Here is a 21655-nt window from a genome sequence, read left to right as displayed (position 1 = left end):
TTGTCGCGTGAGGCCCATGCCGGGAATTCGCCCCGGCGGGCGACCTACTTTCTTGTGCGGACAAGAAAGTAGGCAAAGAAACCGCCCCTGCAAAACCGCCCGGCAAAGCCGGGTCCCCTGCGATGCTCGAAACCCAGGGCCGCGCCCAACTCACTTCGCTACGCTCCGTTCAGACAAAGGGGCGCGAAGTCAGATGTTGAAGCGCGCTGCGCGCGCGCCCTGGGTTTCTGTGCTTCTCAGCGGTTTTGAAGGGGAGGCCTCAAACAGCCCATCCCAACGGCCAACAGCCAAGCCCGAATGCCGTTCGCACCGAGCACCGCAGGGAGCCCGTAGCGCAACGAAGGGCGGGCGGATCGGGGGCGCCTTCTTTGCCTACTTTCTTGTCCGCACAAGAAAGTAGGCCGCCCGCCCGGGCGAACGCCGGGCACCACTCTTGGCACTCAACAAGAGTCGCAAAGACATGACAACAACGACCCACCCCGTGCTGGAACTCGCCGGCATCCACAAGAGCTTCCCCGGCGTCAAGGCGCTCAGCGATGTGTCGCTGCGCCTCTTCCCCGGCGAGGTCCACGCGCTGATGGGCCAGAACGGCGCCGGCAAGTCCACGCTGATCAAGGTGCTCACGGGCCTGTACCAGCCCGACGCCGGCACCATCACGCTCGACGGCCAGGCCATTCAACCGAAGCGCACTGAAGACGCCCAGGCCCACGGCATCCGCACCGTCTACCAGGAGGTCAACCTCTGCCCCAACCTCAGCGTGGCGGAGAACATCTGCGCGGGCCGCTTCCCCCGCAAGTGGGGCCGCATCGACTGGGCCGCCGTCAACGCTGACGCCGAGCGCGTGCTGAAGCAGATGGACCTGGACATCGACGTCACGGCGCCGCTGTCGCGCTACTCGCTGTCGGTGCAGCAGATGGTGGCCATCGCCCGCGCGCTGCGCATCTCGGCGCGCGTGCTCATCCTGGACGAGCCCACGTCCAGCCTGGACGATGCCGCCGTGCAGCGCCTGTTCACCGTGCTGAAGCGCCTGCGCGACCAGGGCCTGGCCATCCTGTTCGTCACCCACTTTCTGGACCAGACCTACGCCATCTCCGACCGCATCACCGTCATGCGCAACGGCGAGACCGAGGGCGAGTACCTGGCCGCCGACCTGGGCCGCCTGGCGCTGGTCAACAAGATGGTGGGCGCGCCGCCCGACCAGCAGCCCACGCGGCTGGACAGCCGCGCCAGCGCCGGTGGCGACACGTTCATGACGGTGGAGGGCCTGGCCCGCCGCGGTGCGCTGCAGCCGCTGGACCTGACGCTGCGCCGAGGCGAGGTGCTGGGCCTTGCGGGCCTGCTGGGCTCCGGCCGCACCGAGGCCGCGCGGCTGCTGTTCGGCGCCGATGCGGCCGACGCCGGCCACATCACCCTGCAGGGCCGGGCGCGCCGCTGGCAGTCGCCGCGCGACGCCATCGCCGCCGGCATCGCCTTCTGCTCGGAGGACCGCAAGCACGAGGGCGCCATCCTGGACCTGTCCGTGCGCGAGAACATCCTGCTCGCGCTGCAGGCCCGCACCGGCCTGCGGCTGTGCATGAGCCACGAGCAGCAGCAGGCACTGGCCGACGACTACATCCGCAAGCTGGGCATCAAGACCGCCAGCGCTGACACGCCGATCGGGCAGCTCTCCGGCGGCAACCAGCAAAAGGCGCTGCTCGCGCGCTGGCTGGCCACGCAGCCGGCCGTGCTCATCCTGGACGAACCCACCCGCGGCATCGATGTGCGCGCCAAGGAAGACCTGATGGACCAGGTGCGCGCGCTGGCCCATGCTGAAGACGGCCAGGCCGGCATGGCGGTCGTCTTCATCTCGTCCGAACTGCCCGAGGTGCTGCACTGCAGCGACCGCGTGCTCGTGATGCGCGATCGCCGTGCCGCCGGCGAGTACCGCCGTGGCGAACTGGACGAGCGCAGCGTGCTCGAAGTCATCGCCGCCGAACCGGCGCCCCAGGCCGCCACCGCATGAGTTCCCCGACCGTGACCCTCACCCCTACCCCGCCCAGCGCCGCGGCCGCCCGCCGGCCCTGGCAGCACCCGCTGTTCCGCCCGCTGGCCGCGCTCGCGCTGCTGCTGGCCATCGCCGCCATCAGCGTGCCCGGCTTCCTGCACCTGGAGATCAAGGACGGCCGCCTCTACGGCAACCTCGTCGACATCCTGCACCGCGCTGCGCCGCTGATGCTGGCCGCGCTGGGCATGACGCTGGTCATCGCCACGCGTGGCATCGACGTGTCGGTGGGCGCCATCGTCGCCATCTCCGGCACCGTGGCCTGCGTGCTCGCGGCCAGCCACGGCGTGGCCGTCGCCTTCGGTGCGGCGCTCGGTGCCGCGCTGCTGTGCGGCCTGTGGAACGGCCTGCTGGTGGCCGGCCTGGGCCTGCAGCCCATCATCGCGACGCTGATCCTGATGGTCGCCGGCCGGGGCCTCGCGCAGCTGCTGACCGACGGCCAGATCCTCACCGTCTACGAGCCCGCCAGCTTCTTCTGGCTGGGCGCCGGCTACGTGCTGGGCCTGCCGGTGTCGTTCTACGTCGTCGCCCTCGTCGCGGGCCTCACCGCGCTGCTGATGAAGCGCACCGCCTTGGGCCTGTTCATCCAGACGGTTGGCATCAACCCGGTGGCCGCCCGGCTGGCCGGCGTGCGCACGGCGGCCATCGTGTTCTTCGTCTACGTGTACTGCAGCCTGGGCGCGGGCCTCGCGGGCCTGCTGATCTCGTCCAACATCAAGAGCGCCGACGCCAACAATGCCGGCCTGTTGCTGGAGCTGGATGCCATCCTCGCCGTCACGCTGGGCGGCGGGCAGTTGAACGGCGGCAAGTTCAGCCTGGCCGGCAGCCTCATCGGCGCGCTCATCATCCAGACGCTGACCTCGGCCATCTACGCCCTGGGCGTGCCGCCGCAGGTGACCATGGTCGTCAAGGCCGTCGTCGTGTTCGCCGTCTGCATCTCGCAGTCGTCCATCTGGTCCGCGCGGAGGTCCAAGTGAAAGCCTTGCGTGCGGCGATGGCCGCTCCCTCCTTCACCACCTGGGTCAGCGTCGTGCTGATGGGGCTGCTGTTCGTGGCCGGTGCGACCAGCTACACCGGCTTCGGCTCCACGCAGGTGGTGCTGAACCTGCTCATCGACAACGCCTTCCTGCTCGTCATCGCGGTGGGCATGAGCTTCGTCATCCTGTCCGGCGGCATCGACCTGTCGGTGGGCTCGGTGCTGGCGCTGACCACCATGGTCGCGGCCTGGCTGCTGCAGGTCGCGCAGTGGCCGGCGGCGCTGGTCATCGCGGTCGTGCTGCTGGGCGGCGCGCTGTTCGGCGCGCTGCAAGGCCTGGTCATCCACGTGTTCAAGCTGCAGGCCTTCATCGTCACGCTGGCCGGCATGTTCCTGGCGCGTGGGCTGTGCTTCCTCATCAGCGTGGACAGCATCACCATCGACGCGCCGCTGTTCGTGAGCCTGTCGCAGACGCAGATCCCGCTGCTGGGCGACGCCTTCCTGTCGCCCGGCGCGGTGATCGCATTGGCCGTGCTGGGCGCGGGGCTGTGGATCGCGCATTGCACCGCTTTCGGCCGCACCGTCTACGCGCTGGGCGGCAACGAGACCTCGGCGCTGATGATGGGCCTGGCCGTGGGCCGCACCAAGGTGGCCGTGTACGGCCTCAGCGGCTTCTGCGCATCGCTGGCCGGCCTGCTGTTCGCGTTCTACATGCTCAGCGGCTACGGCCAGCACGGCCAGGGCGTGGAGCTGGACGCGATCGCCGCCGTCGTCATCGGCGGCACCGTGCTGACGGGCGGTTACGGCTACGTCGCCGGCGCGCTGTCGGGCGTGCTGGTGCTGGGCCTCATCCAGACGCTGATCGCCTTCGACGGCACGCTCAGCTCCTGGTGGACCAAGATCGTCATCGGCGTGCTGCTGTTCGTGTTCTGCGCCGTGCAACGGCTGCTGTCTCTGAAGAAAGCCCAACACTGATGTTCAAGAAGCTCCTGCTGGCCGCCGCGCTGGCGTGCGGCGCGGCGCACGCCGCCACCAACCCGCTGTTCGCCCCGCTCTACACGGCCGACCCGGCCGTGCTGGTGGACGGCGGCCGCGTCTACCTGTTCACCGGCCGCGACGAGGCCCAGCCCGGCGGCAAGGACTTCGTCATGCACGAGTGGCGCGTGTTCTCCAGCTGCGACATGGTGACCTGGCAGGACCACGGCGTGCCGCTGAACGTGAAGACCTTCGCCTGGGCCAAGGCCCGCGCCTGGGCGTCCGACATCGTCAAGCGCGACGGCAAGTACTGGTTCTACTCGACAGTGGAGCACGCCACGGTGCCAGGTTTTGCCATCGGCGTGGCGGTGTCCGACTCGCCCACCGGCCCGTTCAAGGACGCACGCGGCTCGGCGCTCATCACCAACGACATGACCACCCAGACCGACATCGCCTGGGACGACATCGATCCCGGCGTGTTCCTGGACGACGACGGCCAGGCGTATCTGTACTGGGGCAACACGGTGCTGAAGTACGCCAAGCTCAAGCCCAACATGACCGAGCTGGACGGGCCCATCCAGGTGCTGCCGGTGAAGGACTTCGTCGAGGCACCCTACTTGCACAAGCGCAAGGTGGGCGGCAAGGCCATGTACTACCTCAGCTACTCGGAGTTCTTCCCCGAGCAGACGGCCTACCTGACCGGGCCGTCACCGACGGGCCCCTGGACGCCGCGCGGCGTCATCATGGCCAAGAACCTGAAGACGCCCACCATCCACCAGGCCATCTTCGACTTCAACGGCCGCAGCTACATCGCGTATCACAACGCCGAACTGCCGGGCGGCGGGGAGTACCGGCGGTCGGTGGCGATCGAGGAGTTCGAGTACCGCGAGGACGGGACGATGCCGTTCATTCCGCAGACGAAGACGGGGCCGAGGGCGAATCCTTCGGCGGCTTGCAAGCGCTGATGCGTTGTCGGGTTGTCTGCGGGTAGCAGGCGTTTGCCCGTTGCATTGCCGGGATGCGCGCCCGGCAATCCCCCGATAAGTCGCACGTCACCGCCGCCGCAGACGCGCCCTCGCCAGGACAATGGTGAACGCACGACCGTTCCCCCCATGCGCCACCTCACCTTCGACTTCACCGACAGCTCCGACGACATCCTCACGCTGGAAGCGATGGCCTCCACCCGCGGGGCCGAGCATGCGGCCGTGATGGTGGAGGTGAACCAGATGCTGGCTTGGGCGCAGGCCCACTTCGGCAGCCGGCACGGGCCGGTGGAGGACGGCAACGCCTGGGACCATGAGCTGCTGGTGCAGCACGAAGACGGCGGGTGGATCACCGTCACGCTGACGTTCAGCGCCTCGGCCGAGTTCGCGGACGCGTTCCAGGCCGCCTGGGGCGGCGGGCTGGAGGATTGACGCGCGGCCCGCGCTCAGCGGGTCAGCTTGAACTCGGCATGGGCGGTGGCCAGCGAGCTGCCGCCCACCCACACGTCGAAGCTCGCAGCCTCCACGCCCCAGGCGCGCGTGATGGGGCTCCAGAACTTCAGCTCCTCGCGGCCCAGCGTGAAGGTCACCGTCTGCGCGGCGCCGGGCGCAAGGTGAATGCGCTGGAAGCCCTTGAGCTCGCGTTGCGGTCGTGCGGTGCTGCCGGCGCGCTGGTGGGTGTAGAGCTGCACCACCTCGTCGCCGGCCACGGCCCCGGTGTTGCGCACCGTGACGCTGACGCGGATCGGCTCGCCCACCCGCGCGGTGCGCCGGTCCAGCGTCAGCCCTTCGTAGCTGAAGCTGGTATAGCTCAGGCCGTGGCCAAAGGGATAGAGCGGTGAGGACGTTGCGTCCGAGGCGTAGCGCGAGGTGAAGGTGCGGCTGGTCTCGTCGGCATGCGTGCGGTTGTGGTTGTAGTAGACCGGCACATGGCCGGTGCTGCGTGGCCAGGTGACGGGCAGCTTGCCGCCTGGGTTGATGGCGCCGCTGAGCACGTCGGCCACGGCGTGGCCGCCCTCGGTGCCCGGGAACCACGCTTCCACGATGGCGTGCACATGCTCGCTGGCCCAGCGGATGTCCAGCGGCCGGCCGTTGAGCAGCACCAGCACCACCGGCTTGCCCGTGGCCACCACGGCCTCCAGCAGCGCTTGCTGGTTGCCCTGCAGCGCCAGCGAGGCGACCGAGGCGGCCTCGCCGCTCATGTTGGCGCGTTCACCCAGCACCATCACGACGGCCTCGGCCTGGCGGGCGGTGTCCACCGCCTTCAGCAGCTCGGCCTGTTGCTCGGCGGCGGGCATCAGCGTCGGGGCGGGCTTGCCTTGGTCGGCGTCCCAGGGCAGCGCATAGGCGCGCTGCATGTCGCCGCCCCGCGCGAAGCTCACCTCGGCCTGCGGCCAGCGCGCCTTGATGCCTTCCAGCACCGATACCGCGGCGCCGCCTTCCACGGTCCACGAGCCTTTGATGTCCTCGGTGCTGTCGCCCAGCGGGCCGATCACGGCGATGCGCCGCAGCGTGCTCGCCAGCGGCAATGCGCGCCCCTCGTTGCGCAGCAGCACGATGGAGCGCTGCGCGGCTTCGCGCGTGGCGGCGCGGTGGGCCGGGTCGTTGAACACCGCGTCCTTGCGCTCGGGCGCGCCGTAGGGCTGCTCGAACAGGCCCATGCGCAGCTTCACCAGCAGCACCTCGCGCACCGCGTCGTCCACCACGCGCAGCGGCAGCTTGCCCTGCTTCACCAGCGCGGGCAGCTGGGTCAGGTAGGTGTTGCTGCCCATGTCCATGCTCACGCCGGCCTGCAGGCCGCGCAGCGCGGCGTCTGCCTTGTCGGCCGCGAAGCCGTGGTTCACCAGCGAGTGCACCGACCATGCGTCGCTGACGACAAAGCCCTTGAAGCCCATCTCGCCGCGCAGCACGTCGCGCAGCAGCCAGCGGTTGCCGGAGGCCGGCACGTCATTGAGCGTCATGTAGGCGGCCATCACCGTGCCGGCGCCGGCGTCGATGGCGGCCTGGAACGGCGGGAAGTAGACGTTGCGCAGCTGCACCTCGGGCACGTAGACCGAGTCGTAGTCGCGCCCGCCATCGGCGGCGCCGTAGGCGGCAAAGTGCTTCACGCTGGTGAGCACGCGCTCAGGCGTGCCCAGGGCAGGCCCCTGGAAGCCGCGCACCTGGGCGCGTGCCATGGCCACGCCCAGGAAGGTGTCTTCGCCCGCGCCCTCGACGATGCGGCCCCAGCGCGCATCGCGCGCGATGTCCACCATCGGCGAGAAGGTCCAGTTGATGCCCGCCACGCGCGACTCCTTGGCCGCGATGGCCTGCACGCGCTCCACCAGCGCGGTGTCCCAGGTGGCCGCCAGCCCCAGGGGCACGGGGAAGACGTTCTTGTAGCCGTGGATCACGTCGAAGCCGAACAGCAGCGGGATGCCGAGCCGGCTTTCCTTCACCGCCACCCGCTGCATGCGGGCAATGGCATCGCTGTTGATGGTCCAGAGCACCGAGCCCGCCTTGCCGGCGCGGATCAGCGTGTCGGCGGCCTCCTTGTCCGGCCCCGGGGCGTCAGCGCCCAGCTGCGTGAGCTGGCCGATCTTCTCGTCCAGCGTCATGCGCGCAATCAGCGCATCGGCGCGCCGAACAAGGGCGTCGGCGGCGAGGGTGTTGCCGGCCAGCAGGGCGGTGCAAACGGCGGCGGCGAGTCGGGACGGGCGGGCCATGGGGTGTCTCCTGGGTGTTGTATGGGCAGGGCCGGCGGCGACTCTAGGGGCCCACCCCCGCGGCCGTGAATCGCCGCAAGGGCGATCCACCTATAACATCGGCCGATGCGTGGCGTGATCGGATCGACCGGGCCCATGATGCCCATGACCGGCTACTTCAACAGCCGTGCCGAGCCGCGCCAGTGGGGCGAGGGCAACCTCGCGCACTGGAACGGCTACTTCACGCTCCGGGGAAAAGGCGAGGTCCGCTTCGCGGCCGAGACGGTTGCCACCGGCGTTGGTGAGTTGCTGCTGCTGTCCCCCACGCATCCGCGCTCCTACCGCATCCCGGACCCGCAGGTCGGCTGGGAGTTCTACTGGCTACATTTTCGGATGACGCCCCGGCTGGGCGAGCGCCTGAGCTGGTTCGACCCGCGGCGCCCGTGGCAGGTGCATGCGGTGGCCGATGTGTCGCTGCGCGTGGAGCTGGCCTCGCAGCTGGAGGCAGCGCATCGCTTCAACCTGGCGCAACCCGACCTGCCGCAGCGCGAGCCCATCGTCGAGGCTTTGCTGGAAGCCTTCCTGCTGCGGGTGGCCGCAGCCGCAGCCAGCCCGGGCGGCGCCACGCCGGTGGACCCGCGCATCGAGCGCGTGCTGGAGCGTTTTCACTGCGACCTGGCGGCCACCGTCAACGTGGATCAGCTGGCCGAATGCGCCGGGCTGTCGCGTTCACAGTTCTGCCTGCTGTTCCGGCGTGGCACGGGGCGTTCGCCGCAGGTCTACATGGAAGACCGACGCCTGGAGATGGCGGCGCACTACCTGCGCGCCACGGCGCAGCCGGTGGCGGAGGTGGCGGAGATGGTGGGCTTTGCCAACCCGTTCTACTTCACGCAGCGCTTCCGGCGCCGCCACGGGCTCAGCCCCTCGGCCTACCGCGAGCGCTACCGCCGCAGCGACTGAGGCCTCACTCGAACAGGTGCCCCAGGTCGTGGTGTCCCATGGACTCGGCCTTGGTGCGCAGGTACTTCTCGTTCTCGGGGCCGGGGCGGGTCAGCGAGGCCTCGCGCTCCACGACCTCGATGCCGAACTCGGCCAGTGCGGCCATCTTGAGCGGGTTGTTGGTCAGCAGCCGGATGCGCTGCACGCCCAGGGCGCGCAGCATGCAGGCGGCGGCGTCGTAGCGGCGCGCGTCAATGGGCAGGCCCAGGGCGGCGTTGGCCTCGATGGTGTCGGCCCCGGCGTCCTGCTCGGCATAGGCGCGCAGCTTCTGCACCAGGCCGATGCCCCGGCCCTCGTGGCCGCGCATGTAGACGATGGCGCCGCGCCCCACGGCGGCAATGCGCTTCATCGCACTTTCCAGCTGCGGCCGGCAGTCGCAGCGCAGTGAGCCGAAGACCTCGCCCGTCATGCACTCGGAGTGCACGCGCACCAGCGGCGGCTCGTCGCCGGGCTGGCCGACGAGGTCGCCCATGCTCAGCACCACGTGCTCCTGGCCGCTGTCGCTCTCGCGGAAGCCGTGGATGGCGAACTCGCCGAACGGCGTGGGCAGGCGGGTGGAGACGATGTGGTCGAGCTTCATGGGGTGGGGGCGATCAGGGTGCCATTGTCGCCGCCCCGGGAAATACCCGTGGCCGGCGTGCCGATGGCGCGTGCCGAACCTGGCTGCGCCGGGCGCGCGCCGGGTCGGGTCGGTGTAGGCTCCCGTCCGCGATGCAGCCCACACCCGAAGTCGAAACGCCGCCGTCGCCTCAGGCACGCCAGGACGCGCTGGCGGCGCAGGAAGACGCCCAGCGCCGCGAGCGCCTGACGCGCTTGTTGCAGGGCATCGATGCCCGCCCCGACTTCGCCAGCCTGAAGACCTCGATGGCCCAGCTGCAGCGGGTAGCCCATGCCGAGAACTCGCATGTGCGCGCGCTGGAGGCGCTCATCCACAACGACCCCGGCATGCTCAGCAAGCTGCTGCGCCTGAGCAACGCAGCCTTCTACCGCACGGCCGGTGGCGGCGAGATCACCAGCATGGCGCGCGCGGTGTCGCTGCTGGGCTTCGAGAAGATCGCGATGCTGGCCAGCTCGCTGATGCTGTTCGACAAGCTGCCCGCGGGCGCCGATGGCCAGCGACTGGGCCGCGAGTTCGCGCGGGCCCAGCTGGCCGCGCTGCTGGCCCACGAGGTCTGCCACAGCCGCGCGCACCTGGACCACATCTACCTCGCCGCGCTGTTCCAGCGCCTGGGTGACATGCTGGGCGGGCTGCACTTTCGCGACGAGGTGCGCGCCTTCGACGACCTGCTGGACGCGCAGAAGCTGGCGCCCGAATCCCCCGAGCGGCTGCGCGAACGCGAGCGCCTGGCGCGGCTGCAATGGGGCGACACGGTGGAAGCCATCGGCCATTCGGTCGCTGCGGGCTGGGGCTGGCCGCCCGACCTGCTGGCCACCATGCGCTCGCTGCCGCTGGCGCCGGGTGGAGATGCGCTCAGCGGTGACGCCTATGCGCGCACCCTGTGCACCGCGATGAACGCTCTGGCGGGCGAGCTGGTGCGGCTGCCGACTGCGGGCACGCCCGAGGAGCGCGAGGCCGCACGCGCCGCCGTGGTGCAGCGATGTGCAGCCCAGCTTGCCGGGCCGCTGGGCCTGGACGCCGACACGCTGGTGCCGCTCGTCGAGCGCACCCACGGCGCCTGGCAGGAGCTGCTGCGGTCGCTGGGCATGTCGCTGCCGGACGATGCCGCCTTGGCGGCCGCCGAGGCCGCTGCCCGCCCCGACCCCAACAGCAAGGCCTACCGCCAGGCTCTGGCCGAGGACCTGGCGGACGCCATCGACCACTTGACCCGCCTCAACCGGCGCGGCGCGCCGCTGAGCGAGGTGCTGGAGACGGCCGCACGGCTGCTGCAGAAGGCGCTGCACCTGCAGCGCGTCGTCATCTGCCTGCTGGACCCGGCGCGCGGTGCGCTGCAGGGCCGCCTGGGCCTGGGCGACAAGGCCGTGGTGCTGGCGCCGCTGTTCGATGTGCCCTTGAATCCGCCGGCCGACCTGTTCGGCATGCTGTGCAGCCGCAATGCCGATACGCTGATCAGCGACATCACCGACCCGGTCATCGCGCAGCGCCTGCCGGCGTGGTTCCGCGCCGAGGTGGATGCCGGCGCCTTTTTGCTGCTGCCATTGGTCGGCCCGCCGGGCGTGCTGGGCATGATCTATGGCGATCAGCGCCAGCCCGGCGACCTGCTGGTGCACGAGCGCGCGCTGACCCTGCTGAAGGCGCTGCGCGCGCAGGTGCTGGCCGCGCTGATGATGGCGCGTCCGGCCACGGGCGCTGCCTAGCGGCGCCTTCCCCAATGCCAGCAGGCCCTGCTCGGGCTTGCGATTGAGGCAGACTGCAGCCCCATTCGTTCAGGAGTCAGGCATGTCCCAAACCGTCCAGTTCCAGCGCCCGGATGGCGCCATGGTCAGCGGCTATCTGGCCCAAGCGGCGCAGCCCGTGGGTGCCGTCGTGGTCATCCAGGAGTGGTGGGGCCTGAATGACCAGATCCGTGGCGTGGCCGACCGCTTCGCCCGCGCCGGGTTCACGGCCCTGGTGCCCGACCTGTACCGCGGCCAGAGCACCGTGGAGGCTGAAGAAGCGCATCACCTGATGTCGGGCCTGGACTTCGGCCAGGCGGCCGCGCAGGACGTGCGCGGCGCCGTGAGCTACCTGAAGGGCCTGGCCCTGGGCAGCGGCAAGGTGGGCGTCACCGGCTACTGCATGGGCGGCGCGCTGACGGTGCTGGCGTCCACGCTGGTGCCCGAGGCGGATGCGGCGGTGGTCTGGTACGGTATGCCGCCGCTGGAATTCGTGGACGCCAGCAAGATCGGCATCCCGCTGCAGGCGCACTGGGCCACGCAGGACGAGTTCTTCAAGATCGACGGCGTGGACGCGCTGGAGGCCAAGCTGGCCGAGGCCGGCGTGGCCTACGAGGGCCACCGTTACCTGGCCCACCATGCGTTCGCCAACGAGACGGCGCAGGGCCCGGGCCGGCTGCCGCAGACGCAGTACGACGCCGCCTGGGCCCAGCTGGCCTGGGACCGCACCATGCGCTTCTTCGGCCGGCAACTGGGCTGACCGGGCTCAGCCGGGGCGCAGCGCGGCGAGCTGGGTGAGCGTGTCCTGCAGCAGGTCGTCCACCATCGCCAGCACGCGGTCGCGCTCGAGCTGGCTCGGCTCGTGGCTGTCGTCCTCGGTCAGCAGTTGGTGGAAGGGCCGCACCAGCGGCGCCGCTTCCATGGCGCCGCGCGGGCCTTCGGGCAGGCCGCCCTGAGGCGTGGGCGGGCGGTCGGTGAGGTCGAGCATGGTGCCCACCATGCGCACGGCGCGCCCCTCGGTGCAGCGCTCGACGACGCGGCCGCGCGACTGCACCAGCCGGTAGCCCGAGCCATTGCTGCGCAGCCGGAAGCGCGCTTCATAGGTGGGCTGCAGGCCGCGAACATGCTCACGCATGCCGGTCATCATGGTGTCGATGTCGTCCGGGTGCACGCGGATGCGCCAGAAGTGCGTGCTGTCGGGCCGCTCCGGCTCGGGGAACCCCAGCCGCAGCTTCCAGTGCGGGGAGTAGTGGACGGTTTCCAGGTCCAGTCGCAGGTCCCAGACGCCCAGTTCCCCGGTGGCGAGGGCCTGGCGCCAGCGCAGCCAGGCCGGTTGATGCCGCATGTCCATGGGGCTCATTGTGCGGGTGTTGGCTGTCCGACTCAGATCGGCAGGGCGTTGGTGGCCTTCACCTCTTCCATCACCGCATAGGTGCGCGTCTCGCGCACGCCGGGCAGGCTCCAGATCACGCTGCCGATGAACTCGCGGTAGGCGCTCATGTCGCGCACGCGGGTCTTGAGCAGGTAGTCGAAGCCGCCGGCCACCAGGTGGCACTCCAGGATCTCGGGCCGCGCCTGCACGGCGGCCTTGAAGGTGTCCATCACGTCCTGCACCGTGCGGTCCAGGTGCACCTCGATGAACACCAGCATGGCCGCGCCGAGCTTCGCCGGGTTCAGCCGCGCCTCGTAGCCCAGGATGTAGCCGTCGCGCGTCAGCCGTTTCACGCGCTCCAGCACGGCCGTGGGCGACAGGTGCACTTCTTCCGCCAGCTTCAGGTTGGAAATGCGCCCATCGGCCTGCAGCACGCGCAAGATGCGTGCGTCGATCTTGTCGAGTCGGTTTTCGTCCGTCATCTGGATTTTCTTCATCGAATCATTCGATCATCAGCGATTAATTCTAGAACCCGCTGAATACATTGCTGATCTCACCAGGAGCCAGCCATGACCAAGTTTGTCGCGCCCATCGAGCAACCCCGCCTGCCCGAGCCCTACCGGGCCGAGGCGCCCGTCGTGCAGGCGCTGGCTGAACGTGTCGGTGCCGCGCTGCACTGGCCGGGCGTCATCGACATGGCTTCGCCCTGGGTGGAGCAGGTGCGCAAGAACCCCGCGCCGTTCTGGGCGATGGAGTCGCTGCTGCGCGAGTACCCCATCACCAGCGCCGAGGGCCTGGCCCTGATGCGCCTGGCCGAGGCGCTGCTGCGCGTGCCCGACGCGCCCACCGCGATCGCGCTGACCGCCGACCAGCTGGGCCGCGCCGACTTCGACGGCGCCAGCGAGGGCAGCCCGCACAAGATGCTGGCCGCGCTGTCGGCCTCGGCCATCGCCATGTCCAAGCGCTTCCTGCCGGGCGCCGAGGACGAAGGCGGCCTGCTCAAGCGCCTGGGCGCGCAGACCGTGGTGGCCGCCACCGTGCGGGCCATCCAGCTGCTGGGCCGCCAGTTCGTGCTGGGCCGCAACATCCAGGAGGCCATGGGCGAGGCCAGCGACGCGCGCAAGGCCCAGGCCAACCTGCGCTTCAGCTACGACATGCTGGGCGAAGGCGCCCGCACCGAGCATGACGCCGAGCGCTACCAGGCCGCCTACGTCAACGCCATCAAGGCCATCAGCGCCGGCCGCCGCGCCGAAAGCCCCGAGGCCTCCGACGGCATTTCCATCAAGCTCAGCGCGCTGTTCAGCCGCTACGAGGTGCTGCAGCGCGAACGCGTGTTCGCCGAGCTGCTGCCGCGCGTGTGGCAGCTCATAGCGCTGGCCGCGGCGGCCAATATCAACCTCACCATCGACGCCGAGGAGGTCGACCGCCTCGAGCTGTCGCTGGACGTGCTGGACACGCTGGCTGCGCGCATCGCGCTGGAGTTCCCCGAGTGGCGCGGATTCGGCCTGGCGGTGCAGGCCTACCAGACCCGCGCGCTGGCCGTCGTCGACGAGGTGGCCGCCATCGCGCGCAAGCATGGCCTGCGCTTCATGGTGCGCCTGGTCAAGGGCGCCTACTGGGACGGCGAGATCAAGCGCGCGCAGGAGCTGGGCCTGGCCGCCTACCCGGTGTTCACGCACAAGCAGCACACCGACGTGAGCTACCTGGCCTGCGCCCGCGCGCTCATCCAGCACGCCGACGTCATCTACCCGCAGTTCGCCAGCCACAACGCCGGCACCATCGCCGCCATCGTGCAGATGGCGCGCTCGGCCGGTGCGGCCTTTGAGATGCAGCGCCTGCACGGCATGGGCGAGGGCGTCTACCGCGAGGTGCTGAAGGACGCGTCCATCCCCTGCCGCGTCTACGCCCCCGTCGGCGAGCACCGCGACCTGCTGGCCTACCTCGTGCGCCGGCTGCTGGAGAACGGCGCCAACTCGTCCTTCGTGCACCAGCTGGCCGACCCCACCGTGCAGGTGCCCGAGCTGCTGGGCTCGCCGCTGGCCGACATCCGCGCCGCCAGCGCCCTGCCGCTGCCGCCGGCGCTCTACCTCGACGCCAACGGCCAGGGCCGCGTCAACTCCACCGGTGCCGACCTCACCGCCCCCGCCCAGCGCGCGCCGCTGCAGGCCGCGCTGGGCATGGTGCAGGTCGCTGGCGTGCCGGAGGCCAGCACCGCCGATGTGGACGCCGCCATGCAGCGCCTGCACGCCGGCTTTGCGGCGTGGAACGCCACGCCCGTCGCCCAGCGTGCCGCCACGTTGCGCCGCGCCGCTGATGCGCTGGACGACCGCCTGGCCGAGTTCTGCGCGCTGCTCGTCAAGGAAGCCTTCAAGACCCAGGCCGACTGCGTGGCCGAAGTGCGCGAGGCCGTCGACTTCCTGCGCTACTACGCTGATCAAGCGGAAGCCGATGAGGCCGGCATGCGCGGCCGCGGCGTGTTCGTCTGCATCAGCCCCTGGAACTTCCCGCTGGCCATCTTTGCGGGCCAGGTGGTCGCCGCGCTGGTGGCTGGCAACACCGTGGCCGCCAAGCCCGCCGAGCAGACGCCCTTCGTCGCGCTGAAGATGGTCGAGCTGCTGCACGCCGCCGGCGTGCCGGCCGACGCGCTGGCGCTGCTGCACGGCGCGGGCGAGACCGTGGGCGCCGGCCTCGTGGCCCACGCGCACACGGCGGGCGTCTGCTTCACCGGCTCCACGGCCGTCGCGCAGATCATCCACAAGGCGCTGGCCGCCAAGCCCAACTCGCCGCTGCCGTTGATTGCCGAGACCGGCGGCCTGAACGCCATGGTGGTGGACTCCACCGCGCTGCCTGAGCAGGTCATCGACGCCGTCGTGCAGAGCGCCTTCCGCTCTGCCGGCCAGCGCTGCTCGGCGCTGCGCCTGCTGTGCGTGCAGTCCAGCATCGCCGATGGGGTCATCGAGATGCTCAAGGGCGCGCTCGAACAGCTGCACGTGGGCCAGCCCGCCAATCTCGCCACCGACGTCGGCCCCGTCATCGACGACGAGGCCCACGCCCACATCGCCCGCCACGTCGAGCGCCTCAAGCGCGAGGCCACACTCATCGCCGAGTCGCCCGTGGCCGAGCCGCTGCCGCGCCAGATCCCGCCGGTCGCCTTCGAGCTGCGCCGCATCGCCGACCTGGGCGAAGAGATCTTCGGCCCGGTGCTGCACGTGGTGCGCTTCGAGGGCTCGCCCGACGAGGTCATCGCCGAGATCAACGCGCTGGGCTACGGCCTGACGCTGGGCATCCAGACGCGCATCGACAGCCGCGCTGAGCGCCTGGCCGACGCCGCCCGCATCGGCAACGTCTACGTGAACCGCAACATCATCGGCGCCGTGGTGGGCGTGCAGCCCTTTGGCGGCGAAGGCCTGTCCGGCACCGGCCCCAAGGCCGGCGGCCCCGACTACCTGCACCGCTTCTGCGCCGAGCCGCAGCTGGACACCACCGCGTCGCCGCTGCCCCCGCTGCATCTGGGCAGCCACCCCGCGCCGCTGGTCGTGGTGGCCGACGCCACCTGGCGCTACACCCCGCTGGCCCAGCGCATCGCCACGCTGCGCCGCGCCGCCGACGCGCTGGACGCGGCCAGCGCCCTTGCGCTGCGCGGCCTGTTCACGGCGGCCCAGGCGCAGTTCGCCGACATCGAGCTGCCCGGCCCCACCGGTGAGCGCAACACGCTGCGCCACCATGCCCGCGGCGCCTTCCTCGTGCTGGGCCGTGGCGACGCGGGCCTGGCCGCCGTCGTCAGCGCTCTGCTGGCCGGCAACAGCGTGCTGTGGCTGGGCGGCGACGAGCGCGTGCGCCAGGCGCTGCTGCGCGCCGGCCTGCCCGCCAACGCGCTGACGCTGCCGCCCGACACCGCGCTGCCCGGCCTGCTGGTGGCGCCGGCCCTGGCCGGCGTGGCCCTGGCCTCGTCAGACGCCGACGCCGCCCACACGCTGGCCCAGGCGCTCGCCGGCCGGCCGGGCGCCATCCTGCCGCTGGTCACGGCGGCTGGCCATGTGCGCCAGCTCTACCGCTTCACGGCCGAGCAGACGCTCACGGTCAACACGGCGGCAGCCGGCGGCAACGCGGCGCTGCTGGCCGGCGGGCACTGAGCCTCTCGCCCGCTGTCCATCCCCACGGCGCAGCTTGCGCGCTGGGGATGGGGCCGCCAGCATCGGCCCGTGCGCCTGTCGTCTCGGGCGCCGGGAGCGCGCGATGTTTCCGTGGTTCTGGTTGTGGGCGCCGCAGCTGCAGCTGCCCTTCAGCGGTGATGTGACGCAGGACATCGAGCCCCGGCTCGACGTCTTCTTCCGCGGCATCAAGCCCGGGGCGGGCGATGCGCGCATCGAGGCCCTGGCCTTCGATGTGGCCAGCTACGGCGACCAGCTGGGCGTCATCACCCAGCTGCTGCTGGACTGGGCCGAGCGGCTGCCGGCCGAGGTGCAGGCGGCGTCCAAGCCGCTGGAGGAATTGCGCGCCATCCACGCCGCCATCCAGGCCATCAAGGACGTGGAGCGCCTGCGCCGCCGCGCCTGAGCGGCCGCCCGGCGCGACAATCCGCGCCGTGAGCGACACGCCTGACCCCATGCCGCTGCCCCCGCCGCCGCCGGACTTCGACGCCTGCTGCGGCAACGGCTGCGACCCCTGCATCTTCGACCTGCACGACCTGGCCATGGACGAGTACCGCCGCGCGCTGCGCGCGTGGCGCGAGCGGCATCCCGAGGCGGCTGCCTAGAAGGCGCGCACCGGGTTGCGGCCCTGCACCGGCCGGTAGGCCTGGCCGTCGTGGCGCAGCACCCATTGCGCCTGCACCGCGCGCCGCTGCGGCGCGCTGGCGGCGTCGGCCGGCGCGACCTCGGCGCCGCCGAAGTCCAGCACCAGCGCCGGCCAACCCGGGCCGCTCGTGGGCTCGAAACGCCAGCGGCTGCTGATGTCGTAGCAGGTGTCGGCGGTGACCGGCATGGGGTTGTCGGCCGGCAGCGGCTGGCCTTGCAGCACCTCCTCGCAGCCCAGCGTGGCGCCCACGGCCGAGGCCTGGGTCTGCAGTGCCGGGGCCAGGGCTTGCCCGCCCCGGGCGCTCAGCGAGAACAGCGTCAGCCAGCGGCCGCACTGGCCTTGCCAGCAGCTGCCGTTCTCGATGGACAGCGCCCAGCGCCCCGCGCCCAGCGGGTGGGCCTGGAGCTCGCCGGCCTGGCCGAAGAAGCCCGTCCAGGCCAGCGAGGGCTGCGCGAACGTGCGGTGCCAGCGCCCGTTGCGCCGCTCAAAGCCATACAGCCCCACATTCGCGCCGTTGGCGTGCGAGGCCACGGGCTCGCCGTCGGCCGTCACGGGCGGGCCGGTCACCACCAGCACGCGGTGCTGCGCGTCCAGCGCCACCACGCGCGCGGGTGCCACCTGCACGTCCATCACCTGGCCCGAGCTGGGCTCGGGCGTGCCCACGGCCACGGCATGCGCCCGCCCCGGCGCCCAGCCAGGGAAGGCCGCGGCCATCAGCGCGGCGGGCGAGTCATCGGCCGCGCCGGGCGTTGCAGAGGGCGTGGGGGTGTGTGACGGGGCCTCGCCGGACTGGCAGCCCGTCAGCATCGCCAGGCCCAGGGACGCAAAGAGGTGTCGGCTCATGCATCGACACGTTAGCGCAAGCTCTCAAAAGGCGTACAGCCAGCCCACGCGCAGCTCGGGCAGCGTGCTGCGATCCACCAGCGGGCTGTGCTTGATGGCGCCGCCCAGCAGCGTGACGCCCACGTCGGCAAACACCGTCTGCTGCGGCGCCAGGCGGTAGTCCACGCGCAGGCCCAGCTCGGTGTTCACCGTCGAGCCGGGCGTGTAGGCCGCGCGGTCGGCGCGCACCTCGCCCATGCGCACGCCGTAGTAGTAGTTGATGAACTTGCCGTCCAGCCAGGTGGCGCTGAGGCGCGGCGTCAGGCCCACCTCGCCGAGCGCCAGGCGGCGCTCGGCGCCCAGGCGAAGCTTCTGGCCCTTGCTGTGGCCGCTGGCGTCGGCCTGCCAGTGCGCGCTCAGCGACGCGAACTCGGTGCGCAGGCCCAGGCGGGCGCCCAGCCAGGCGCTGGCGCGGCGCTTGTCCATGCCGGCCAGGAAGGGCGAGTCGCCCGCGTCGTAGCCGTCGCGCGCGTAGCTGGCCGTCAGGCCGTAGCTCAGCGGGCCGCTGCGGCCCAGCTTGAGCTCCAGGCCGGGGCCGAACACGCGCACCCAGCGGTTCTCGAAGGTCAGCAGCGGCAGCACGCGCAGCTTGTCGTCGAAGTCGCGGTAGGCCTGCGTCTCGGGCATCACGGCCAGGCCGGCGGCCCAGCTGCTGCGGGGCGCGTCGCCCTCGGCGGGCGGCTGCGCGTGGCTGGCCAGGGGCAGGAGCGCCGCCACGGCAGCGGCGATCAGGGGCAGCGGGAAGCGGGGCAGCAGGGTCATGGCGGTGCTGGCAAAAGAGTGGGGGCAGCTGGTGCGGCAGCAGGCCGCGAGGCGGAGTCTGGCCCAAGTTCAAACCGGCCGTGTGACTGGGGAATTGCGTCACGGGCCTGACGCACAATCGCCGCGCCTTTCCTCACCCACCCGCCATGCGCCTGAAGCTTGCCCTCGTCATCGTTGCCCTGCTGCTGCTTGTGGCGGCCTGGTTCGTGTTTGCCTGGAACTGGAGCTATTCCGAGGGCGAACGCGCCGGTTGGGTGCAGAAGCTCTCGCGCAAGGGCTGGGTGTGCAAGACCTGGGAGGGCGAGCAGGCGCTGGTGTCGCTGCCTGGCTCCAGCACGGTCGAGAAGTTCCACTTCACCGTGCACGACGAGGCCACCGCCCAGGCCATCAACAAGGTCATGGGCCGGCGCGTGAACCTGCACTACGAGGAGAAGGTGGGCCTGCCGGGCTCCTGCTTCGGCGAGACGCGCTACTTCGTGACCGGGGTGACGCTGGTGGATGAGATCTCCCTGTCGCCCGGCGTCGTCGTGCCGCAGCCCATGGCGCTGCCCGCCTCGGCGGCCAGCCGCTGAGCACCTGCGCCTTGCCGAGCCCGGGCCGCCGCCGGCTGCTGACGCGCCACCTGCCGGCCGCCTGCGGCGCCCTGCTGGGGCTGCAGCCGCTGGCGCCATGGGCGCAGACGCTGCGGCCCGTGGAGATGAGCACGTCGCTGGCCGAAGACCTGGATTTCGTGCGCCGCGCGTTCGCGCAGCTGACCTACTCCCGCCGCGCGGCCCACGTGACGCGCTGGCTGGCGGCATCGCCCCATCGCGCGCAGCGCACCGAACAGGCCGACTGGGGCGTGGCCTACCAGGTGCAGCACGGCGTGGTGGCCGAGTTGCACATCGCCACCGTCAGCCCGGTGCCCGACGCGCTGGTGGCCGCGCTTACCGCGCAGTTCAAGCCGGGCCGTGTGCGGCTGGGTGACCTGGAAGCCAGCTTCGGCCCCTGGTACCGCGACCCGCCGGACGGCGATCAGGCCTCGCTCGCGTCCGCCTACTTCAACGCCCGGCTGATCCACCCCAGCGCCGACTTCCTGCTGGTGGCCGGCACCGGCGCAGGGTATGGGCGCACGCTGTCTCGCGATGAGCCGGCGGACTACCTGGCGGCGACGTGGTCGGATGACCGGGCGGTGAGGCAGGGGCGGCCTTGGTGAGCCGCGCGGGGTGGTGATGGCGTGAACGCTTGGCAGGGTTAGCGCCAGGGGCGGCAAGGCGGTTGCTGCCTGTGGGGCGCGCCATACTTGGGCCAGGAAGGCACTCACGCCGAGATGTGGGTGCGTCACCCCAAGTCACGACACAGGGCTGCACAAAGATTAGCCATTGGACGATGGGTCGCAGGTCGTTTCTCGGCCCTTGGGACCTCAGACAGGCCCATCGAACGTCAGCATCAGCAAAGGAACATCGGCTTGTTTACCAACATCTCGGCGGCCCGCCTGAGCACAGGAACCATCTACAAGCTCTGGATGATTGGCTTGACCACATCATTCGTGCCGTTGGGCGCCGTGTTCGGTGTGTTTTCCCTGTTCGGCTACGACACCGTCACATGGAACGGGCAGCCAATCCACGGTTTCGCCGGGCTCCTGGCGGGGCCGTTTGTCGGCGCCTTTGTGGCCCTCATGTTCACGGCGCTGCTGGGCTCGGCATCGGCGCTGGGGCTGTGGGTGTTTTCCAAGTTCAAACCGATCTCGATTGCCGCCAAGGGTGATTTCGAGGTGACGAGCAACTGATCTCAGCGCAGGCCAGCCCGGTGATCGGGTGATGGCGCCCTGTGCAGGTGTCGGCCAGCGGGCTGTCGCCGCGCCCCTCAGCGCACCACGTTCGACTCGTGCGTGTAGACGATGCGCCAGCCCTCAGCGCGCTTGTGCCACAGGTTGGAAACGCTGAGCCGGCCCTTCATGGCTTGCCCCTTGGGGCTGGTGAACGTCGACGTCAGGAAGAAGGTCTGCATCACCCAGTCGGGCGTCAGCAGCTGGTACTGGGGCTCGCCCTGGAGTTGGAAGGCGAGGTCCGAGCCGGGCGAGAAGGCCTGGCGCGTCATGGCCAGCACGGCGTCGTACCCGCTGAACTTGGCCTCGTTGTAGATGAACACCAGCGCCGGGTCCTGCGCGTAGGCCGCCATGTGGCGCTCGGCGTCCCGTGCATGCGCGGCAGTCAACATCGCCGCGAACATCGGTTCGATGTCCGCCTTGGCCGCTGCCAAAGCGGGCTGTTGGGCCACGGCGGCTGACGCCACGGCGCCGCTGACGAGCAGCGTGGCGAGCAAACGAAGCACAGGCGTCATGCGGATCTGGATCATCGGCGGGGCTCCCGGTGAGGCACGGCGTGGCGGTGGCTTGGGCATCGCAACCGGACTGTAAGCAAGCCGCCTGGCGAACCCCATCGGTAGCGTCCGGCCTTGATGAAGGCTTGGTGCATGCGCGAAGCTGTGTGCCCCGGCTTGCGATGCAAGCGCCGAATTCATGAACGCAGCGTGGGAGAACCGCATGACCACCCCAGACGACATCGTGCGCCTGCTGGCGCAAGCGAATGCCCATGAGGCCCGGGCGGGCTCGTACTACCAACGGGCGCGTGAGGCGCATGCTGATGACGACCGCGACTACTACTTTGAACGCGAGCGCGAGGAGGCGGACGCCGCCCGCTCCCTGAGGGCCACGGCCTGGGGCCTGGTGCAGGCGGATCCCGCACTGAAGCCCGCTGGTATCGAGGTGCCAGAACCGTTCCTGCGCAACCCCCGGCGTTGACGGCAGCGCGCCGGGGATTCCCCGGCGGTGCGCCGGCTGACGGACCGTGGCTGCGCGGCCCGCCACCG

General features: G+C 70.8%; 22 protein-coding genes. 15 read left to right on the top strand and 7 right to left on the bottom strand.

Annotated features, from left to right (window positions below):
• Nucleotides 1-460: 460 nt before the first annotated feature.
• The 5 genes from NYO99_RS12485 to NYO99_RS12465 all read left to right on the top strand — a co-directional run bounded on the left by NYO99_RS12485 (nucleotide 461) and on the right by NYO99_RS12465 (nucleotide 5407).
• Entirely contained in the window at nucleotides 461-2002 is a 1542-nt protein-coding gene (locus NYO99_RS12485) for a sugar ABC transporter ATP-binding protein (protein WP_268167533.1), read from the top strand.
• A complete protein-coding gene (locus NYO99_RS12480) occupies nucleotides 1999-3018 on the top strand; it encodes an ABC transporter permease (protein ID WP_268167532.1) in 1020 nt (339 codons plus the stop codon). The genes NYO99_RS12485 and NYO99_RS12480 overlap by 4 nt, the downstream gene beginning before the upstream one ends.
• Nucleotides 3019-3035: 17 nt before the next feature.
• Complete coding sequence (gene yjfF / locus NYO99_RS12475) at nucleotides 3036-3992, top strand: galactofuranose ABC transporter, permease protein YjfF (protein WP_268167531.1); 957 nt, start codon at nucleotides 3036-3038, stop codon at nucleotides 3990-3992.
• Nucleotides 3992-4957: a glycoside hydrolase family 43 protein gene (locus NYO99_RS12470; protein ID WP_268167530.1), complete on the top strand. Its 966-nt coding sequence runs from the start codon at nucleotides 3992-3994 to the stop codon at nucleotides 4955-4957. The genes yjfF and NYO99_RS12470 overlap by 1 nt, the downstream gene beginning before the upstream one ends.
• Before the next feature lie 147 nt (nucleotides 4958-5104).
• Nucleotides 5105-5407 carry a hypothetical protein gene (locus NYO99_RS12465; protein WP_268167529.1) on the top strand — a complete coding sequence of 101 codons (303 nt, stop codon included), beginning with the start codon at nucleotides 5105-5107 and terminating at the stop codon, nucleotides 5405-5407.
• Nucleotides 5408-5421: 14 nt separating this feature from the next.
• On the opposite strand, the gene bglX is transcribed toward NYO99_RS12465, so the two are convergent.
• On the bottom strand, nucleotides 5422-7680 hold the full coding sequence (bglX, locus tag NYO99_RS12460) for a beta-glucosidase BglX (protein WP_268167528.1): 2259 nt from the start codon (nucleotides 7678-7680) through the stop codon (nucleotides 5422-5424).
• Nucleotides 7681-7815: 135 nt separating this feature from the next.
• On the opposite strand from bglX, the gene NYO99_RS12455 reads away from it, so the two are divergent.
• On the top strand, nucleotides 7816-8619 hold the full coding sequence (locus NYO99_RS12455; protein WP_268167527.1) for an AraC family transcriptional regulator: 804 nt from the start codon (nucleotides 7816-7818) through the stop codon (nucleotides 8617-8619).
• 4 nt (nucleotides 8620-8623) lie between these two features.
• On the opposite strand, the gene ribA is transcribed toward NYO99_RS12455, so the two are convergent.
• A complete protein-coding gene (ribA, locus tag NYO99_RS12450) occupies nucleotides 8624-9238 on the bottom strand; it encodes a GTP cyclohydrolase II (protein ID WP_268167526.1) in 615 nt (204 codons plus the stop codon).
• A gap of 131 nt (nucleotides 9239-9369) precedes the next feature.
• On the opposite strand from ribA, the gene NYO99_RS12445 reads away from it, so the two are divergent.
• Together NYO99_RS12445 and NYO99_RS12440 are read left to right on the top strand one after the other, a co-directional pair.
• Nucleotides 9370-10974, top strand: coding sequence for an HDOD domain-containing protein (locus tag NYO99_RS12445; RefSeq protein ID WP_268167525.1), 1605 nt, complete (start codon nucleotides 9370-9372; stop codon nucleotides 10972-10974).
• Between the two features lie 82 nt (nucleotides 10975-11056).
• The gene (locus NYO99_RS12440) at nucleotides 11057-11752 is read left to right on the top strand and encodes a dienelactone hydrolase family protein (RefSeq protein ID WP_268167524.1); all 696 of its coding nucleotides are present in this window, start codon (nucleotides 11057-11059) and stop codon (nucleotides 11750-11752) included.
• 6 nt (nucleotides 11753-11758) lie between these two features.
• On the opposite strand, the gene NYO99_RS12435 is transcribed toward NYO99_RS12440, so the two are convergent.
• Together NYO99_RS12435 and NYO99_RS12430 are read right to left on the bottom strand one after the other, a co-directional pair.
• Nucleotides 11759-12343: a PAS domain-containing protein gene (locus NYO99_RS12435; protein ID WP_268167523.1), complete on the bottom strand. Its 585-nt coding sequence runs from the start codon at nucleotides 12341-12343 to the stop codon at nucleotides 11759-11761.
• 32 nt (nucleotides 12344-12375) lie between these two features.
• A complete protein-coding gene (locus NYO99_RS12430) occupies nucleotides 12376-12846 on the bottom strand; it encodes an Lrp/AsnC ligand binding domain-containing protein (RefSeq protein WP_268168049.1) in 471 nt (156 codons plus the stop codon).
• Between the two features lie 87 nt (nucleotides 12847-12933).
• Between NYO99_RS12430 and NYO99_RS12425 the strand changes: the two genes are divergently transcribed.
• The 3 genes from NYO99_RS12425 (at nucleotide 12934) to NYO99_RS12415 (ending at nucleotide 17120) form a co-directional block, all read left to right on the top strand.
• The gene (locus NYO99_RS12425; protein ID WP_422395502.1) at nucleotides 12934-16497 is read left to right on the top strand and encodes an L-glutamate gamma-semialdehyde dehydrogenase; all 3564 of its coding nucleotides are present in this window, start codon (nucleotides 12934-12936) and stop codon (nucleotides 16495-16497) included.
• A gap of 103 nt (nucleotides 16498-16600) precedes the next feature.
• Nucleotides 16601-16921: a hypothetical protein gene (locus tag NYO99_RS12420; RefSeq protein WP_268167522.1), complete on the top strand. Its 321-nt coding sequence runs from the start codon at nucleotides 16601-16603 to the stop codon at nucleotides 16919-16921.
• Nucleotides 16922-16949: 28 nt separating this feature from the next.
• Nucleotides 16950-17120 carry an oxidoreductase-like domain-containing protein gene (locus NYO99_RS12415; protein WP_422395501.1) on the top strand — a complete coding sequence of 57 codons (171 nt, stop codon included), beginning with the start codon at nucleotides 16950-16952 and terminating at the stop codon, nucleotides 17118-17120.
• On the opposite strand, the gene NYO99_RS12410 is transcribed toward NYO99_RS12415, so the two are convergent.
• Together NYO99_RS12410 and NYO99_RS12405 are read right to left on the bottom strand one after the other, a co-directional pair.
• On the bottom strand, nucleotides 17117-18004 hold the full coding sequence (locus NYO99_RS12410; protein WP_268167521.1) for a hypothetical protein: 888 nt from the start codon (nucleotides 18002-18004) through the stop codon (nucleotides 17117-17119). The genes NYO99_RS12415 and NYO99_RS12410 overlap by 4 nt on opposite strands.
• 24 nt (nucleotides 18005-18028) lie before the next feature.
• Nucleotides 18029-18805 (bottom strand): MipA/OmpV family protein, encoded by a 777-nt coding sequence (locus NYO99_RS12405; protein WP_268167520.1) that lies wholly within the window; start codon nucleotides 18803-18805, stop codon nucleotides 18029-18031.
• Nucleotides 18806-18951: 146 nt separating this feature from the next.
• On the opposite strand from NYO99_RS12405, the gene NYO99_RS12400 reads away from it, so the two are divergent.
• The 3 genes from NYO99_RS12400 (at nucleotide 18952) to NYO99_RS12390 (ending at nucleotide 20573) form a co-directional block, all read left to right on the top strand.
• Complete coding sequence (locus NYO99_RS12400) at nucleotides 18952-19377, top strand: hypothetical protein (RefSeq protein WP_268167519.1); 426 nt, start codon at nucleotides 18952-18954, stop codon at nucleotides 19375-19377.
• 11 nt (nucleotides 19378-19388) lie between these two features.
• Nucleotides 19389-20000 (top strand): hypothetical protein, encoded by a 612-nt coding sequence (locus NYO99_RS12395; protein ID WP_268167518.1) that lies wholly within the window; start codon nucleotides 19389-19391, stop codon nucleotides 19998-20000.
• 252 nt (nucleotides 20001-20252) lie between these two features.
• Nucleotides 20253-20573, top strand: coding sequence for a hypothetical protein (locus NYO99_RS12390; RefSeq protein ID WP_268167517.1), 321 nt, complete (start codon nucleotides 20253-20255; stop codon nucleotides 20571-20573).
• 77 nt (nucleotides 20574-20650) lie between these two features.
• Here NYO99_RS12390 and NYO99_RS12385 read toward each other — a convergent pair whose 3' ends face one another.
• Nucleotides 20651-21142, bottom strand: a complete 492-nt coding sequence (locus tag NYO99_RS12385; RefSeq protein ID WP_268167516.1) for a YybH family protein — start codon at nucleotides 21140-21142, stop codon at nucleotides 20651-20653.
• Between the two features lie 187 nt (nucleotides 21143-21329).
• On the opposite strand from NYO99_RS12385, the gene NYO99_RS12380 reads away from it, so the two are divergent.
• The gene (locus tag NYO99_RS12380; RefSeq protein ID WP_268167515.1) at nucleotides 21330-21587 is read left to right on the top strand and encodes a hypothetical protein; all 258 of its coding nucleotides are present in this window, start codon (nucleotides 21330-21332) and stop codon (nucleotides 21585-21587) included.
• Nucleotides 21588-21655 lie beyond the last annotated feature (68 nt).

Source organism: Roseateles hydrophilus, assembly GCF_026712245.1.
Lineage (GTDB): Bacteria > Pseudomonadota > Gammaproteobacteria > Burkholderiales > Burkholderiaceae_C > Pelomonas > Pelomonas hydrophilus.
The sequence above is the reverse complement of the archived record's forward strand: the minus strand, read 5'-3'. Positions and strand labels throughout refer to the sequence as shown.